This window comes from Zunongwangia endophytica, from assembly GCF_030409505.1.
GTDB classification, from domain to species: Bacteria; Bacteroidota; Bacteroidia; order Flavobacteriales; family Flavobacteriaceae; genus Zunongwangia; species Zunongwangia endophytica.
In genome coordinates, this window is record NZ_JAUFPZ010000002.1 from 2,372,859 (window position 1) to 2,390,939 (window position 18,081).

Annotated in this window: 13 protein-coding genes; 4 read left to right on the top strand and 9 right to left on the bottom strand. The window is 36.0% G+C overall.

The window, feature by feature from the left end:
- Positions 1-9: 9 nt before the first annotated feature.
- Positions 10-162, top strand: a complete 153-nt coding sequence (locus QWY91_RS10280) for a hypothetical protein (protein WP_290234582.1) — start codon at positions 10-12, stop codon at positions 160-162.
- A 71-nt stretch (positions 163-233) separates the two neighbouring features.
- Here the strand turns inward: QWY91_RS10280 and QWY91_RS10285 are convergent, their stop codons facing one another.
- From QWY91_RS10285 to QWY91_RS10320, 8 genes are all read right to left on the bottom strand, one after another.
- Positions 234-998, bottom strand: a complete 765-nt coding sequence (locus tag QWY91_RS10285; protein WP_290234584.1) for a glycoside hydrolase family 16 protein — start codon at positions 996-998, stop codon at positions 234-236.
- A gap of 1 nt (position 999) precedes the next feature.
- A complete protein-coding gene (bglX, locus tag QWY91_RS10290) occupies positions 1,000-3,288 on the bottom strand; it encodes a beta-glucosidase BglX (protein WP_290234585.1) in 2,289 nt (762 codons plus the stop codon).
- Between the two features lie 75 nt (positions 3,289-3,363).
- Positions 3,364-5,010 (bottom strand): family 16 glycosylhydrolase, encoded by a 1,647-nt coding sequence (locus QWY91_RS10295; protein WP_290234587.1) that lies wholly within the window; start codon positions 5,008-5,010, stop codon positions 3,364-3,366.
- Between the two features lie 3 nt (positions 5,011-5,013).
- Positions 5,014-6,645 (bottom strand): hypothetical protein, encoded by a 1,632-nt coding sequence (locus QWY91_RS10300; protein WP_290234589.1) that lies wholly within the window; start codon positions 6,643-6,645, stop codon positions 5,014-5,016.
- 10 nt (positions 6,646-6,655) lie between these two features.
- Positions 6,656-8,158: a RagB/SusD family nutrient uptake outer membrane protein gene (locus QWY91_RS10305; protein WP_290234591.1), complete on the bottom strand. Its 1,503-nt coding sequence runs from the start codon at positions 8,156-8,158 to the stop codon at positions 6,656-6,658.
- Between the two features lie 4 nt (positions 8,159-8,162).
- Positions 8,163-11,201 carry a SusC/RagA family TonB-linked outer membrane protein gene (locus tag QWY91_RS10310; RefSeq protein WP_290234594.1) on the bottom strand — a complete coding sequence of 1,013 codons (3,039 nt, stop codon included), beginning with the start codon at positions 11,199-11,201 and terminating at the stop codon, positions 8,163-8,165.
- A 240-nt stretch (positions 11,202-11,441) separates the two neighbouring features.
- The gene (locus QWY91_RS10315; protein ID WP_290234597.1) at positions 11,442-14,099 is read right to left on the bottom strand and encodes a helix-turn-helix and ligand-binding sensor domain-containing protein; all 2,658 of its coding nucleotides are present in this window, start codon (positions 14,097-14,099) and stop codon (positions 11,442-11,444) included.
- 169 nt (positions 14,100-14,268) lie between these two features.
- On the bottom strand, positions 14,269-15,054 hold the full coding sequence (locus QWY91_RS10320; protein WP_290234600.1) for an XRE family transcriptional regulator: 786 nt from the start codon (positions 15,052-15,054) through the stop codon (positions 14,269-14,271).
- A 75-nt stretch (positions 15,055-15,129) separates the two neighbouring features.
- Here QWY91_RS10320 and QWY91_RS10325 point away from each other — a divergent pair, with 75 nt between their 5' ends.
- The 3 genes from QWY91_RS10325 (at position 15,130) to QWY91_RS10335 (ending at position 17,463) form a co-directional block, all read left to right on the top strand.
- Positions 15,130-15,801 (top strand): M15 family metallopeptidase, encoded by a 672-nt coding sequence (locus QWY91_RS10325; RefSeq protein ID WP_290234603.1) that lies wholly within the window; start codon positions 15,130-15,132, stop codon positions 15,799-15,801.
- Positions 15,802-15,909: 108 nt separating this feature from the next.
- Positions 15,910-16,236, top strand: coding sequence for a hypothetical protein (locus QWY91_RS10330; protein ID WP_290234606.1), 327 nt, complete (start codon positions 15,910-15,912; stop codon positions 16,234-16,236).
- 111 nt (positions 16,237-16,347) lie between these two features.
- Positions 16,348-17,463 carry a GAF domain-containing protein gene (locus QWY91_RS10335; RefSeq protein WP_290234609.1) on the top strand — a complete coding sequence of 372 codons (1,116 nt, stop codon included), beginning with the start codon at positions 16,348-16,350 and terminating at the stop codon, positions 17,461-17,463.
- A gap of 65 nt (positions 17,464-17,528) precedes the next feature.
- Here QWY91_RS10335 and QWY91_RS10340 read toward each other — a convergent pair whose 3' ends face one another.
- Complete coding sequence (locus tag QWY91_RS10340; RefSeq protein ID WP_290234612.1) at positions 17,529-18,011, bottom strand: hypothetical protein; 483 nt, start codon at positions 18,009-18,011, stop codon at positions 17,529-17,531.
- Between the last annotated feature and the right edge of the window lie 70 nt (positions 18,012-18,081).

The following is an 18,081-nucleotide window of genomic DNA, read 5'->3' on the forward strand; positions in this document are numbered from 1 at the left end:
GAAAAAATTATGTCTAGAGGTATTATTATTTTAGCTGCACTAGTTGCGACACTAGTTTTAACTTCATGCCGAGAAGATAAATCGGATGTTGAAAAAGCAGCAGATAGCGTTGAAGATGCAGCCGACGATGTTGGTGATGCAGTGGAAGATGCAGTTGATTAAAAATAACTGAGCAATTCATAGAAAAGCCCTTTCAAATGTGAAAGGGCTTTTTTTTGTCATGCAATGGTATATTATTGATAAACTTTAATATAGTCGATATAGAATTTAGTAGGAAGAATATTGTCATCTACTTCAGGCCCACCAAAGTTTCCACCAATTGCCATATTCAGTAAAAAATAGAACTTATGTCGAAATGGATAATGCTCATCATCTTTTACTTTAGGTGAAAAAGTATACACTTTTTTTCCGTCGATAAAATAAACAATTTCATCTTTAGACCATTCTACTTTGTATATATGAAAATCGTCCTCTACGTTATCGATTTTCGTCACTTTTGTACTGGCATTATTGCCATGATTTGCAGGCGTATGTAAAGTTGTATGTAGGGTATCTTTCATACGGCCAACATATTCCATAATATCGATTTCTCCGGAAGCAGGCCAACCCACTTCGCTTATATTATTTCCCAACATCCAGATCGCCGGCCAAATACCATGTCCGCCAGGTACTTTTGCACGGGTTTCTATAGTGCCGTATTTAAATTCGAACTTTTCCTTAGTGTTTATCCGAGAACTGAAATAATCGTCGCCATCTTTTTCAGCAGTAATTATCGCCATCCCGTCTTTAATTTCAATATTTTCTGGACGATAAACCTGGCGCTCGTTATTTCCCCATCCACAAATATCAGGACAACCATTACCATTCTCGTAGCTCCAATAATCCATATTTAAGCTATTTCCATCAAAATTTTCTTCCCAGATCATTTCTTTTTCCTGAGCACCACAACTTTGTAGACTCAAAAAAACTATCCCTAAAATTGCGAATCTTGTCTTCATACTATTTGAATTCAAAATTAGCTTTTTTAAGATCTACAGAGTTTCCACCAATCATCACTTCAAAATCACCAGCTTCAGCTTCCCATTTTTTGTTAGCCGTAAAATAGGTGATCATTTTCTTATCGATAGTAAATTTCACCGTCTTACTTTCACCTGGCTGTAGTGAAACTTTTTCAAAAGCTTTTAATTCTAAATTTGGTCTTGTAATGCTACCTACCAGATCATGCAAATACAACTGAACAGTTTCTTCTCCGGCCATTTCTCCGGTATTCTTTACTGAAATTGAAGCTTCTATTTCTCCATTTTCAGAAAATGAATTAGCGCTTAAGTTGATATCACCATATTCAAAATCAGTAAAACTAAGTCCGAATCCAAAAGGATATAAAGCTTCCCTTGGCGAATCGGTATAATGGGAATAAGTTACCTGCGCGCCACCATCTGGTCGTCCTGTACTTTTTACATTATAATACAAAGGTTCCATTCCTGAATTATGCGGAAAAGACACCGGTAATTTTCCGGAAGGATTGTACTTTCCAAAAAGAACCTCAGCAACCGCGTTACCATGCTGCGAACCTAAAAACCAAGATTCTACAATTGCAGGAACATTTTTATCACTCCAACTTAAATCCATTGGGCGCCCATTCATTAGAACCATCACTACATTCTTATTCGCCTTTTGAATTGCTTTAATTAGATCATCCTGCACTCCGGCAAAACCAATATTTGCCTGGCTACGACCTTCCCCAGTTTGAAAAGCATCTTCACCAACTACCAAAACAACTAAATCTGCGGATTTCGCTAATTTTTCAGCTTCAGCAAAACCACTTTTATCATCTTCGTTGAAAGTCATAGGATTTAAAAATGAACGATCTCCGGTTGAAAGTTTAGCCCCTTCCGCATAAGAAACTTTTAATCCTTTTGGCGCATGATTTTTGATTCCTTCGAAAACCGAAACTGCCGAATTCTCTACTGCATGCGCTCTCCAATTTCCTAACGGTGAATCTTTATCGTTTGCCAATGGCCCAATAACTGCGATGTTTTTTATCGAATTTGAGATTGGTAATATTTCATTCTCATTTTTTAAAAGTACGATCGATTTCTTACCGGCTTCTAAAGCTACTTTCTGATTTGCTTCAGAATACAACTCTGATTTCTCAAAAGCTTCATCACAATATTTATAAGGATCATTAAAAAGCCCCAATCTGAATTTTACACGAAGAATTCTTTTTACCGCGTCATCGATCAAAGATTCGTCAACTTTTCCTTCTCCGATCAATTCTTTTAAGGAAGATTCGTAGGCGCCACCTTCCATATCCATATCACTACCAGCTTTTACGGCTAATGCAGCAGCTGCTTTTTTATCCTTTGCAACACCGTGCGGAATAAGCTCTGTTATCGATCCCCAATCTGAAACTACAAATCCATCCCAACCCCAATCGCCTTTCAGCAAATCTCTTTGTAAATAAGTACTTGCCGTAGCCGGAACTCCGTCTATTTCGTTAAAAGAATTCATAAAAGTCGCCACACCTGCATCTGCAGCCGCTTTAAACGGAGGTAAAATCGTATTGTTTAATTCGTAAATCCCAACATTTACAGTATTGTAATCTCTACCCGCTTCAGCAAAACCATAACCTGCAAAATGCTTGGCACAGGCAGCGATGGTTTTAGCATCTGAGAGATCATCACCTTGCAAACCTTTAATTCTAGCCACCGCAATTTTAGAATTCAGGTAAGGATCTTCCCCGGCGCCTTCCATAATTCTACCCCAACGAGCATCTCTAGAGATATCCATCATTGGTGCAAATGTCCAGTGAATACCCGCTGCTGCGGTTTCTCTACCGGCTACTCTTGCCGTTTTTTCCATCAATTCTAAATCCCAGCTGGCACTTTCTCCTAGTGGAACCGGAAACATGGTTTGATACCCATGAATCACATCATAGCCAAAAATCAACGGAATTTTAAGTCGGCTATTTTCCATGACCAGCTTTTGCGCCTCGCGAGTATGTTCTACGGAAGTCACATTAAGCATCGAACCTACCAAACCATTTTTAAGATTCTCGAGTTTCTTTTCATTATCGGTTCCCGTGGCAGGACCGGTAACATCCCAACTTCCGTTATACTGTACCATTTGCCCGATCTTTTCTTCGAGTGTCATTAAAGCCAAAACCGAATCTACTTTTTGCTCTATATCCTTTGGATCCTGAGATTTTACCACAGGCTTTTTATAGGTGGAGAATGCCACTAAACCAAGCGACAGAAATACTCCAATTATTGCTAGTCTTTTTTTCATATCTAACTTAAAAATGAGCCACTGGGAAGAATATTTCAGTTTCCCGGCAGCCCTTTATTTTTAATCTTCTAAATCTTATTGATAAACTTTCACAAACTCAACTTCCATCGTATCCTGCGTAAAATTAGGATCTATAGTTCCTCCTAAATTACCACCCATAGCAACATTTAGAATTAGAAAGAAAGGTTGATTAAATGGTGTACTCGCATTATTTTCAAATTCATGAAATATTACGTTATCTACAGCAAAAAGTATATGGTCTGCATTCCATTCTAAAGTATAGGTATGAAATTCAGAAGCTACATTTTCAACTTCTGTTCCCTTGGATACTCCTTCTCCTCCAGAATTTCCGGGATAGTGTAAAGTTCCTAAAACTTCACCAAGATCATTACCTACATGCTCCATAATATCAATTTCCCCACTTGCAGGCCATCCTACTTCAGCAAAATTAGATCCTAGCATCCATATAGCAGGCCAGGTTCCTCCTGCAGATGGTAATTGTGCTCTTACCTCTATTCTACCGTATTCAAACTCTTGTTTATCCTTTGTAGTAAGTCTTGCCGAAGAATAATCAAACCCATTAGTACTTTCTGCAATTGCATTGATCTTTAATGTCCCATCATTTACTACGGCATTATCTGCTATGTAATATTGGCTTTCGTTATTTCCCCAACCATTATCACCATTACCGGTTTCAAAATTCCAACTATCGGTATCTAAAGCATCGCCATCAAATTCTTCTTCCCAAACCAGATTTCCAAATTCGCTGACTAATTCTTTTCCTTCAGCAGAATCATTTCCGCTACCGCCACCACGAGGGTCTGTAGTGAATTTCACATACCAAGCTAAAGCAGGATTAGAGCTAGGAATTCCTCGCACATATAAAAAATCATCTGTAATCTCTAAAATCTCATACGTACTGGTTCCTATGTAATAAGACATAAATCCACCATCTGAGATCATCATCTGTGTACCGGTAGAAACATCTTCTCCAAAGCCCGATTGTGCTGAAGCAAGGTTTAAAAATTTTTCTCCGGAAGTATCAAAAGGAAGGCATTGATCTTCTGAACCTCCGCCGCCGCCAACGCTTAAGAAATCTGCATTGAAGAAAGTTGCTCCATTGTTATCATGATTAAAAACAATACTATTATTTTCATCCAGACTTAGCGTAATCATCTCGTTGTAGAAACAAGGATTTCCCGATTTTTCGAAAGGTGCTGCAGTATAGTAATCTGGAGTGGCAGTTTCTACCGGCCCTACACCTAAATGTGCATTGAGACCAGCTGCCACATACCATGTTTTAGTATCATCACCAGTTAATAGCGATTTAGTTTCTGGATCATCAAATTCACTAAAAACTGTAACTGAAGTCGTCATAGAACTTGCTGTCCCCGCTGTACCGGTTGCGATTACTGTCACAACATATTCATTTATTCCTGTTGAAGTAAATGAATGGACTACATTACCATTAGAGACATTTGTAGTAGTATTATCTCCAAAAGTAAATTTATAGTTTATCGCATTATCTGCTGATGCTTCAAATTGCACCTGCCCGCTACCATCCCCATAAGGATTTTCTGCATCGGCATTTACGACCGTTGCTTCTATAGAAAGATTTGAAGGCGCCATAACTTCTCCAAATTCCTGATCGTCGTCCTGGCAGCTTTGTAAAAAGCTACCAAAAATGATCATCAAGCCTAATATATATTTAAAATTCTTCATTTTTTAGTCATTTTTAATTTGAACATCATCAAAGTAGAACGTACCACCTTCGGTGTTTCCATAGTCATAAAAAACAACTACAGTATCATATCCGGCATTAGCATCGAAGGCAGCAAAACTTGTTAGATCAAAATTAAGCTCTTCCCACTCGTTTGCTACAGTAGTTGTTTGCTGAACCTCTACTATAACTGACGGATTTCCATTGGCATCTGGCGCTGAAGTAGAGTTTTCTAATTTCAAAAGGATTGGTGCTCCCGTTTTAGGAGACCAGGTTTTCATAGAGATTATTGTACTCTGGCTAAAATCGATAGCGCCATCTAAAAGTTGTGATGCACCAGCCCAGGTTTCTGCACCGTCGTTCTTCACCAGCTCGGTTACATTTGTACTGGTATTAATTCCTGAAGCATCAGGATTTTCTATAACCGCTGCATTTGCTCCTCCAAACCCAGACCAGCTATAGTCTACTAAAGCTGAATCGAAAGTTAAAGGAAATTCTGGTTCTGCTGTCTGCACTCCATTAGTTTGCATAAGATCATCAATATAGAATGTCCCACTAGTTTCACCAGGACCATCAATAAACATAGTTACCGTACCGTATTGACCTGTTGGCACAAAAGCTTCGCCTACTCCCTGGCTTCCGTCGATATAACTTTTAGTTGCTGTATTAAAATCGAAAGTAAGTTCTTCCCATCCTGTACCACCGTGAGTAACAGAAACCTCATTTTGACGTTCTCCATCAACGCCTCCTTCCAGTTTTATTAGAATTGGAACCGATACTTCGGAATATAATTTAAGCTTGATTAGTTTATTATCACCACTAAAATCAAGAGCTTCTCCTAAGTTAAACGATCCACCTTCGTATCCGTTGCCCGAATTAGTGATCGCACCTACATTGGTTTCTACATTATGAATTCCTGATAATTGGGGATTGCTAACTACTTCAAAACTTGCTCCGTTGAAGGTTACAAATTGATAATCTACAGTTGCATCATCAAAAGTTACAGGGAATGTAATCGCTCCGCTTGCGCCATCGATCATAACTTCCTCAGTATACTCTGTAGTTGCTGCTCCTCCACTTAAAGCTACGACTCTTACAGTGTACGTCCCTATATCATTATATTCGTAAGATGCAGTTTCTCCTTCCATAAGTAACACTGGAGTTTCCTCTTCCGATTCTCCAAAGTATACCTGATAGCCAGAAGCATTATCTGCAGTAGCGCTTACAGAAATTTCGTAAGGATTTGTTTGAGCTGGTGTGATCGTTACTTCCAAATTCTCTGGAGCTAAGAACGAAACGTTGAGAGATTGAGTGGCTTCAGCAACTTCACCATTTAGATTCATCGCGTAAATGGTAACATCGTATTGCCCTTCAGCATAGGTATGTTCTACCTGGTTTCCAGGAGCAAATGTTTCTGAAATTTCACTTCCATCTCCAAAATCTACACTAAACATATTGGCTCCAGTAGCTGAAGGCACTACACTTACCTCACCAGAATTATCCTGCTTTACGGTAAACTTAGCTGCAATATCTGATGGCATTGCAATCTCTACATTTTCCAAACTATCATCATCTGAACATGATAAAAAGAAAAGAATGGAAAAACACGCTATTATTGATTTTGTATAATTCTTCATATTCTAAATTTTAATAACCTGAATTTTGATCCCAATTCCCCTGAGCAAATTGTATTTCTTCTAATGGAATAGGAAAAACCTCGTTCTTGCCTGTTGTAAAACCATTGATGAACTGTTCGGCTCTACCTGTTCTTACTAAATCAAAGAATCGATGACCTTCACCTACTAATTCAGATCTTCTATCTTGATAAATTTGCTCGGTAAGCCCAGAACCACTAATATCTACAGACTCTAACCCAGCACGATCTCGTACCGTATTTAAGTAAGCTCTTGCCTGTGTATCATCAATACCGCCGCGATTTAAAGCTTCAGCGGCCATCAATAATACATCAGCATAGCGAATTGCTCTATAATTATTGGGCTGCGTTAAGTTGGCGTCTCCAAGATTATCGTTTTGGCGTGGTAAATATTTACGATTGTAATATCCGGTATGCCCGGTAACATCATCTTGATTTCCGATATTATAAGATGCCCCGGTTTCTGAAGCCCATTCTTCAATATCCAAAATGCTTACATCTTGTCTTAAATCTCCCTCTTCAAAAGAATTATAAGCATCTTCTGTAGGTAAATTAAAGCCATATCCAGATTCGAAAACAGGACCGGCATAACCACGAATTCCGCTAAATCCTACCATCACATTACCTTCACTACATTGCAAGCAATCAAAACCTGCCCCTTCTGTACCGGTGTATTGAATTTCAAAAACAGATTCTGCACTATTTTCTGCTGAATATTCAAAAAGATTGGCATAATCTTCTCCACCTTGGGTTCCGTAAAGATGATATTTGCCAGAATTGATCACTTTTTGAAGTTCTGTTGCAGCTTCAGAGAATTTGTCTTGATATAAATAAACTTTCCCTAGCAATGCCTGTGCAGCACCTTTGGTTACTCTACCAACTTCAGGAGCATTTTCAGCTAAATTTTCCTCGGCGTATGCCAAATCCTGCTCGATAAGTGCATACACTTCAGCTTTAGAAGCTCTTGGTATAGTTTGCGCCTCACCAAGTGTAAATCGACCTTCCGGTTTAATTGGGATAGGCCCAAAAAACTTCAGCAATTCAAAATTAAAATAAGCTCTTAAAAAGTATGCTTCTGCTAATATTTGAGATTTGCCATCAAATTCAATATTATCAGCATTCTCTAAAATAAAACTAGCACGATACACACCGGCAAAATTCCAATCCCAGATATCATCAAGATTATCGTTTACAGGGTTATGTTGCATACGATCTACTTGTTGCCAGCCAATCACATCTGTTGCACTTTCTCCACCAGCATTGGCATTATCTGAAGCTATTTCTGACAACAGAATATTTACATATGTACTTTGCAAAATATCGTAGGCACCTATAAGTGCGTTATAATAATCATCTTCTGAAGTAAAGTAAGAATCGGAGTTAATGCCGAATGGTGGATCTACTTCTACATAATCATCACCACAGGAAGTCACTCCAAGTGAAACAGCGATTGCTGCCAACATTATATTTTTTTTGATATTTATCTTCATCATCATTTTTTTAAAATTCAAGATTTACACCTAGCATATAAGTTCTTGGTAAAGGATAAAAACCTATATCGATACCTCCACCAATTGGTTCACCTGTTGAGGCAGTTGGATCGTAACCAGAATATTCGGTAAACGTATATACGTTATCTACTTTACCATAAATTCTGAATTTATCGATCGATACTTTCTGAGTAAATTCTGAAGGAATAGTATATCCAAGACTTACCGTCTGAACTCTGGCAAAAGAACCGTCTTCTATATAAAAATCTGAAAACACTTTATTTGAAGTTGCTGCGGTAGTAACTCTTGGCACTTCGTTGCTTGTTCCTGCACCCGTCCAGCGATCTAGCACATAACTCATTCTATTTACATTGGGCTGGTCCCTTTCGTAATTGCGAACAATATCGTTCCCAAGGTTAGAGAACATATAAGTAGCAAAATCAAAATTCTTAAAATTAAAACCGAAATTAAATCCTAAAGATACTTTTGGAATAGGGTTACCAAGATCTGTACGGTCGTCGCTGTTTATCACGCCATCACCATTAAGGTCTTTATAACGAATATCCCCAGGCTTTGCATTGGCTCCAAGCGATAATTGTGATGGATGAGCATCAACTTCAGCCTGATTTTGGAAAATTCCATCGGTTTGATATCCATAAAAATATCCAATTGGTTTTCCTTCTTCCATTCTAGAAATTAAAGGTTGGCCTACCCCAAAATTACCTCCTTCAATAAAATCGGTACCATTTACTTGAGTAACTTCATTATCCAGCGTACTTACATTAAAGGATGCATTAAAAGAAAAGTCATCGCTAAAATTATCACTGTAGCTAAGAGCAAACTCCCAACCCGCATTTCTTACCGATCCTGCATTAATAGTAGGACTTCCAGATGCCGGAGCACCTACCCCGTAAATACCTGAAACAGGAATATTAGGAATTAACAGATTATCACGGTTGTTAATAAAATAATCTACAGTAAGTTCAAATTTTCTGTCGAAAAAGTTCGCATCTAAACCGACATCAAATTTTTTGGCTTCTTCCCATTGTAGATCTGGATTCGCCAATTGCCCTAAAGCACGACCATTTACTAATAATTGTTCCTGCCCAAGTACATAAGTCGCTTCTCCTCCCAATAAAGCTAAATATCCAAAATCTGGAATTCGATCATTACCTAAAATACCGTAACTAGCACGTAGCTTCAAGAAATTAAGGAATCCGTCTTCATTAAAGAAATTCTCATCTGAAATTACCCAACCTGCAGTCGCAGAAGGAAAATATGCTATACGATTATTTGGCGCAAATCGCGTAGAGCTATCTCTACGTAGCATAACCGATAACAAATATTTATCTTGAAATGCATACTGAAGACGCCCAAAATAAGATAATCTTCTAAGCTTATAAGCATACGAAGAGTTAGTTTGCTCTTCACCCGTACCATTGGCACTACTTAGATCTGCAAACTCCCAACTATTGGCCTGTACACCAGTTCTAGATCCATACAGACCTTCACCATTGGTTTCGTAAGCCGTCATACCGACCAAAAAAGTTACATCGTGATCGTCTCTAAATGTATTTTCGTAAGTATTAAAGAGGTCGAATGTATAATCATTGTCATTAATCTTTCCTAAGGTTACCGAGCTATTTGTGTTGGTATAGATCTTACCTGTACCATAATTAAATTGCGGTATAAACTCTCTATTTTTAGTATTACTAGTATTAAAACCTATACGAGCTTGTAAGTTCAGATTAGTCGCATAATCTAAACTTGCCTGTACCGTACCACTTAAACGATTAGTAATAAACTTGTTGTAGGTATTATCTAATTGTGTTAACGGATTTACAACCTCATTACCGAGATTAATCTGACCATCTAGATTATTTACTGAAGGATCTATAGTAGGGGCAATATTCGCCGCATTAAATAAAACAGAGCCTAAACTAAAGCTATTCACTGTACTGCTCTCTGTACTATTATAAAATAGTTTAGTTTGAACGTTAAGCTTATCGGTAATATCGGCATTTAAAGTAACCTTCGCCGTGCTACGCTCAAATTGAGACTTTTCTGGAGAAATAATTCCCTCCTGCTTCAAATTTGAGGCGCCAATAGAATAAGTAATCTTCTCTTCTCCACCTGTAATGGATAAGTTATGACTAGTTACCGTCGCTTCCTGAAAAACTTCTTCCTGCCAATCTGTACCAGAACCAAGATCGCTAATATTAGAAAATGGCAAAGATTGGCCAGCATTGGCGTAGCTTTCATTTAATAGCAACGCATATTCTGTAGCGTTTAGAACCGGTAGCTTCCTAGTGGTTTCCTGAATACCGGTATACCCTTCGTAAGATACTTTTGTTTTCTGATTTTTCTTACCAGATTTGGTGGTTACCAAGATCACACCATTGGCACCAATCGTTCCATAAATCGCGGCCTGGGCATCCTTTAAAACCGTTATATTCTCAATATCCTGAGGGTTAATACTATTTAATCCCCCTTCATATTGAAAGCCATCCAGAATGATAAGTGGTTTGTTGTTACCGTTGGTAGATATTCCTCGAATCCTGATATTGGATTCGGCTCCGGGAGAACCGCCTGTAGGAGTCACATTAACACCAGAAGTTGTTCCCTGCAATGCTTGTGCTGCATTTACTGGCTCTAGTTTTTCGATGGTTTCTGCTCCCACATTAGAAACAGCTCCTGTAATGTCTCTTTTTCGTTGTTCACCATAACCAATAACTAACACTTCATCTAAAGCTTGAGAATCTACAGCTAAAGCTACGTCAATTGATTCCTGACTGCTTATTACAATTTCTTTACTGGTATATCCGATATAAGAATATACAAGTACATCTCCTACGGAAACATTATCAATTTCATAATTACCGTCAAAATCGGTAATTACTCCATTCGTAGTTCCCTTAAGCAAAACGTTAACTCCAGGTAAAGGCATTTGCGTTTCATTTTCTGAAACTGTACCACTAACCGAAAACGTTTGAGCGTGCATGCCAAATGAAAGCATACAAAATAAAATAAGTAATAGTACTCTATTCATTTGTGATTTATTTTGTTTAGTTCGCAATTTAAGATGAATGGCAAATAAAAAACTAAAATAACACCCTTACAAAAAGTATACATTCTGAAAAATTATCGTAAAAATTGAGAATTCCTTAAAGGTTACGCCTAAAAGCAAGGCACAGAGGGTATTTGTAAAATGAAATATAATTAACTATAAATGAATAAAATAGCTATATGTTGTGGTAATGTTGAGGTATATATTGTATTTGTAGAGGAATTAAAATTCTAAGATGTAGTTCACTAAACTTTGTTCATGATCTAATTCCATCTTTTTACGCAAACGATATCGTTTTATTTCCACACTCCTAACCGAAATGTTCAATAATGGTGCTATTTCTTTAGAAGATAAATTAAGCCTTAAATAAGCACAAAGCTTTAGATCGTTTGAAGTTAAATTAGGATGCTTCGACTTTACCATCTGTAGAAAATCTTTGTCTGCATTATCGAAAGCTTCTTTAAAGAATTTCCAATTATCCTCTTCTTTAATATTGGCATCAATTGTTTTTAAAACCGAAGCTATATCTTTAAGCTGCGAAACTTCAGAAAGCTCTTTCTTAATCTTATTCAGCACTTCATTTTTACGAATAATATTCATCGTCGATGCTGCAAGTTCTCTATTTTTCGAAATTACATCTGTTTCTAATTGCTCATTCTTAAGCTTCATTATTTCTTGCTGAGCCTCAAGCTGTTGCAACTCTGCTTTTTCCTGCTCTATCTCGATCATCTTTTCGTGTCGCCTCCTATAATATCTCGTATAAAAATGATGGGTTATAACTATAATTAAGACCAATAAAACTATATAGGCGAAAACTGCAAACTTAGATATAAACCATGGCTTGGCAATTGAGAAAGAAAAAACGACCGTATTTGTGTCTTGACTATCATACCTTGCTTTTACCTGAAACTCATAATCCCCGTATGGTAAATTTTCAAAACTTGCTTTACTCTCCGCCCGATAGGTTGTCCACTCTTCACTAAAGCCTTTCAACCTATAACTATACTTTACTTTGCCGAATTTTTTATAAACAGGCACATTAAAATAAAAATTCAGATAATTTTGTTGATTTTCAAATTCAGGATTTTCAAGATCTTTACTTAAGAGTTTATAGCTTTGATCTTTATTTGCAAGTTGAATACCGTTAATTTCAAGATCGAACAAATCAGCTGTCTTAAAAGGAATCTCAAAAATAGTATACCCATTATTGCTACCTACTAAATATCGATTTTCATCAATTCTAGAAATATTTTCAAAACCGCTAGAAATGTTCCTAAATTCATACGATATCGGTACAGATTTTACATTTATCCCCTCCTGAAAAGCATCTTTTGAAGTATAATAAATCTCATCTTCCGTATAAGCCCACCATTTATCATCTGACGTAAGTTTAGAATTTCCTGAGCTCCTCTTTATATCCTGAAAAGAGCGATTTAATTTATTATCAGCACTAAAGCTATCATTTTTTCGATCATACTGCTGAATTGTAGTTGCAGTAGAATAATAAATGTCGTCATTAAAATGAAAAACATATAGGCCAGAACTTACCTGATCTTCTACCTCATAATTTTTTAAAGTTTTTACTTTTTGTTCTTCAATATCAATATTCAGTTTAAAAATGCCTTTATGGTCGTGACCAACCCATAATTCATCATTTTGTCCTATAATAATATTACGAGCTGACAAATCGAATCCTTCCAAAGGAATAATTCTTTTAAAGCCATCACCAATCCTAAAAAAACTTAAGCCATTGTAATGTCCTTGTATAAAACCATCTTTAAAAGGAAGAACCATCCAGGTTCCTCCACCATCAAAGATTTGTTGGATTGAATTACTATTAAGTATAAAAGTACCACGATCGTGACCTATAAATAATTTGTTTTGATATACATTTAAGCTCCAAATCTGGCCGCTGGTCCCTTCTATTAAACTGAAACTATTTGAATCTCTATTTCTTTTATAAAGTCCTTGATTCGTTCCTAAATATAATTGATCCTGATATTTAACGCTGCAATAAACCGTACCCAGTATCCCTGTAATATCTGAAAATATAGATAACTGACTATCTTTTTCAATTAAACTTATGCCGTTATCCAAACCACACCAAATGTTTCCTGCTTCATCCTCAAACAAAGACAAAACGGTATTATTAACAATATCGGGTTGAACGAACTGCCGAATAGTTTGTTTAGAAATATCAAGAGTAAATAATCCATCCCCTATACTACCCAAGACTAATTTTTCATCTTCGGTAAACTCCGCAGTAAAAAAACTCGAATTGATAGGATAATTTTGCAGAGTAAAAGATTTCCAATCGCCATTATTGAATGTAAAAAGACCGTTATCGCGAGTAATTGCTATACTTTGGTTATTCCATTGAAATATTTCAATAATAGCATTTATGCCAATTTGGTCGAAACCCACTTCTTTTTTAATTCCTCCAGACTGAATTGAGTAAAGACCATCTTCAGCCACTTGAAAATAAACTGATTCTCCAGATTTAAAAAGATTAGAAATTGTGCTATCGAAGTTTGTAACACTTATGGTTTTTTTGGTTTTATGATAGCTGAGTAATCGACTAAGACTCTGGAATATAATGTAATCTCCAAATTCTTCGATATGCCAAATTTGTTCGCCTTCCCTTATACTAGAGGACAACTTATTTACCAAGGAGGTATACACTAAATTCCCTAAACTATTGTATCGCCAATAGCCAAAATCCATATAGGAACCGGTGTAAATAAGACCATCAATAAACTTCACAGCTCGTACAGGCTCACCATTAGGCAATTTATTGATATTCCATTGCTCGCCGTTATAACTTAGAAGACCTTCGTTATTGGCAAAGTACATCCAATGATCATCAGATTGATTAATCATCCAATTTTGATTGCCTGCATTATAAGTTTTCGTATCAAAATTAGAAATAGGCGGAAGTTCCTGGCTATTACAAAACCCAGGAATGAGCAAGAAGAGAATTAACCAGCAAATAATCATCAGGCTTTAGGTAAAAGATTTACTGCAAACTAAACAAAAAAGCCAATTTAGCCTAGGAAGGCTTTTGAGAACTACTTTTAAACTGTCGCAATTCTCTCCTCAGGTCTTCCATAGATTGCTGAAGTTGTTGAAATAATCCATTTTCTGAAGGATTATCAATATTAAAAGTAAGCTTACTGTTAACTTGCCATAATTCCTGAATATCACCAAGTTTTACCTCTATAGGTAAATATTCTTCATTCAGAGAAATTAACAAAAGCTTAGAAGGATCTGGAAGCCGCTGGATTTTCTTGATCAAAACCGAATCATACATTACGACCACATAAACACGATTATTGTTTACCTCGTCCATACCTCCAACGCCTTTAGCCATTACCCACTCTCCCGGTCGATAATTTGGCAACATACTATCTCCTTCAACCTGAAAACCCCGATAACTTGCGTTTCTAAATTCAGGCAAAGGAATATCGAAAGCCGGTAATTGAGTATACCATTCTACATCCTGCACATTATGAGGATAACCGGCTGCAGCTTTTTGATTTACCATGACGATATTTTCGTTATCGCCAACGCGATCTACCGTAACAACCTTCGGGCTTACATCGCCTTTAGAAATCTTCAGATATTTTTGACCGCTATCGCCAAAAAGCCAAAGAGGATTTATACCAAATTGTCTTAAAAGCTCAGCAACAACTTTTCCTGAAAGCTTGGTTCTTCCACGTTCTATATCTGCCGTAGAGTTTTTAATTCCTAAAACTTCAGCAAATTCTGACTGCGTGAAATTGTTTTCTTCTCTGACTTCTTTAAAATGCTTAATTTCGATTGATGGTACAGCCATTGATTTAGTATTAGGAATTATTCCATGCAATATGCAAAATATTTGGATTAAATCCAATTTTATAAATTTGTTTTTATGTTTAAGAAAGTTGTTGTCATCTTAGTAATATTATTATCTAATTTCAGTTTTTCTCAAAGTTTACCCGAGGGCTTCGTTTATTTATCTGAAGTTATTCCGGATATCGAAATTGAACTTCGGTATTTAGGAAGCCATAACTTTACCGGAAGGCCAGTTCCAGGCTATGAAAATGAAAAAATAATTTTAAGTGAAAATGCAGCTGAAGCTCTTAGAAAAATTCAACAAGAATTGGAGAACGAAGGTTATTGCCTAAAGATATTCGATGCTTATCGACCGCAACAAGCAGTAGATAGTTTTATAAGCTGGTCTAAAAATGCAGAAGATACTTTGACTAAAACTGAATTTTATCCGAATAAAAAGAAAAGAAATCTATTTAGCTTGGGATATATCGCTACAAAATCAGGACATTCCAGGGGAAGCACAGTAGATTTAACGCTTATAAATGCCAATACGCTTAAAGAACTAGACATGGGTGGGAACTATGATTATTTTGGAGAGCGCTCTCATCATAATTTTGAAGATATCACTAAAAAGCAACGTGAAAATCGAGAATATCTAAAGTCTATTATGAATAAATATGGATTTAGATCATATAGCGAAGAATGGTGGCATTACACCTTTAGAAATGAGCCTTTTCCTGAAACTTATTTTAATTTTCCAGTAAAATAAACTTTAACATGTTGATCATCAAAAATAACGATTTTTAACTTTCTGTTCAAAAATAATTATAACAATTTAAATTTTAGTTAAACTATTTTTGATGAAAACCAATCAATAATGAGAAAAGTTAAATCGCTAGGCCTTAGAAATAGACTACAGCAACTAAAGGATAGATATGATTTAAGTGCGCTAGACCTTGAGGTTCTTAGAAAGGTTCAGAAATATCAAATTAAAAGTATTTGCTGCACAACAGATGGAGGATTTGATAAAGAAACTGGTGAATTTTATACTGAAGAAAGAACACTAAACTATAAGGTAAAGATTGTTTATCAAAAAGAACCAAACTCTAAACTTGACATTGTACTCTTAAAAGCTGAAGAAGCAGAACATGAAGATTTCTTCAAATTCCCTAAAAAGACGGTAAAATTGAATAAAGCAGTATAGTATATTCCTAAACAAAACCGTTATTTTTTAGATTTATTTTAAATAACACCCCTGATTTTTTAGTAATACATATTTTCCCTATTTTTTCAGTAGAAATTAGTTACCTGAGAAATGGAAAAAGAAAAAATTAGGCAGGAGCTGTTCAGTGGTTTTAAATTTCAGGATAAAACTTCAGAAAAAATTCTAGACGAATTAACTCAAATGGCTTCTGCTATTTGCGATACTCCTATTTCATTAATTAGCCTTGTAGGCAAGGAGAAACAATTCTTCAAATCTAAAATCGGACTTGATATTAAGGAAACTCCTATTGAAAGTTCCTTCTGTAGATATGCCATCGAAAACCCGAAAGAAGTTTTAATTGTTGAAGATCCTCTTAATGACGTCCGTTTTAAAAACAATCCTTTAGTATTAGGAGAGCCCTACATAAGATTTTACGCCGGTGCTCCCTTAATTAGTGGTGATGGGATTGCCTTAGGAACTTTATGCGTCATAGACAGAAAAAAACGTGAATTAACATCAACTCAAATTAAAGCACTTCAGATTTTAGCTAATCAAACGATTGACTATCTGGAGCATAAGAAAGAACATCGAAATCAAACCGATCTTCTAAGAAAAAGCATCCTAAAATTCAATAAGCTTAGTAATCATTCTTTAGATGCTTTGTTTCAGTTAGAGGTAAATGAAGAGCGCAATATTCATTTTACCTATATAAATGACACCATAAAAAAGCTTTTACCTCAGCTAAAACCAGAAGAATTCAAAAAAAATCCTTTTAAGGCTTTACCATTTATACACGCAGATGATCGATTAAAATTAGAAAATACCTTTGTAGAATCTATAAAAAACAGAGTAGAATGGGATATCACCTATAGAGTTAGCAAGCCCAACGGTGAGTATGCATGGCATCAATCTCGTGCTTTCCCAGATATCCAGGTTGGAAGAAGAACGATCTGGTACGGAAGTTTTAGAGACGTAACCGATAGAAAGAATTATATAGATTTACTTGAGCAAATTATTTTTGATATTTCACATATTATGCGAAGACCTATCGCAAATATGCTTGGATTGATTCACTTATTAGAAGTTTCCTCTAATGATGAGGATATGCTCAATAACCGCGAAATTATCAAGTATATAAAAGTAGTTTCTGAAGAAATAGATGAGGAGATCAAAGGACTGAATGAAAACTATCAAAAAATAAAGAAAAGCTTCAGTAAATTATATTGAAATAAAAAGTGCCCTAATTTCTTAGGGCACTTTTCAAAACTAATCTTAAAGAAATAACGAAATATTTAATTTTTCACAACTTCGAAATGAGGCTCGAAACTATCGTTACTAGACCAGCTTAATTTTCCGTTGTAATATATTTTATCTTGAATTATATATCGATCACCTTTTAAGTACTCGCTTTTAATGGTATCTATATCTCTCTCATTCCACTGCACTAATGTAAGTGGTTCATCTTCGTCAGAATAATTTTGTAGGATTCTCATTCTATATTCGTCTCCTGATTTAAAAACAACAAAACTTCTAGGTAGATCACTTGTTTCATCATAAACTTCCTGCGCTTTACCATTCTCGACGTAATAAAGTTTTATTTCGTCTGCATTGATTGCATTGGGATGACTAGGATCTAAAAGATTTTCTCCACGTTGATCCTCAACCGTAATCTCAACTGCTACATCTAAATTAAAAGTGTCTGCACCTGGTCTATCCTGACTACATCCTATTGCTAAAAAAGCTACTATAAGTCCTAAAAGTAATTTTGATTTCATTCTGTACTAAGATTTGTTTTACAATTATTTCGTTTGGTAAAATTAAAAAATAATAGACATGAAAAACACC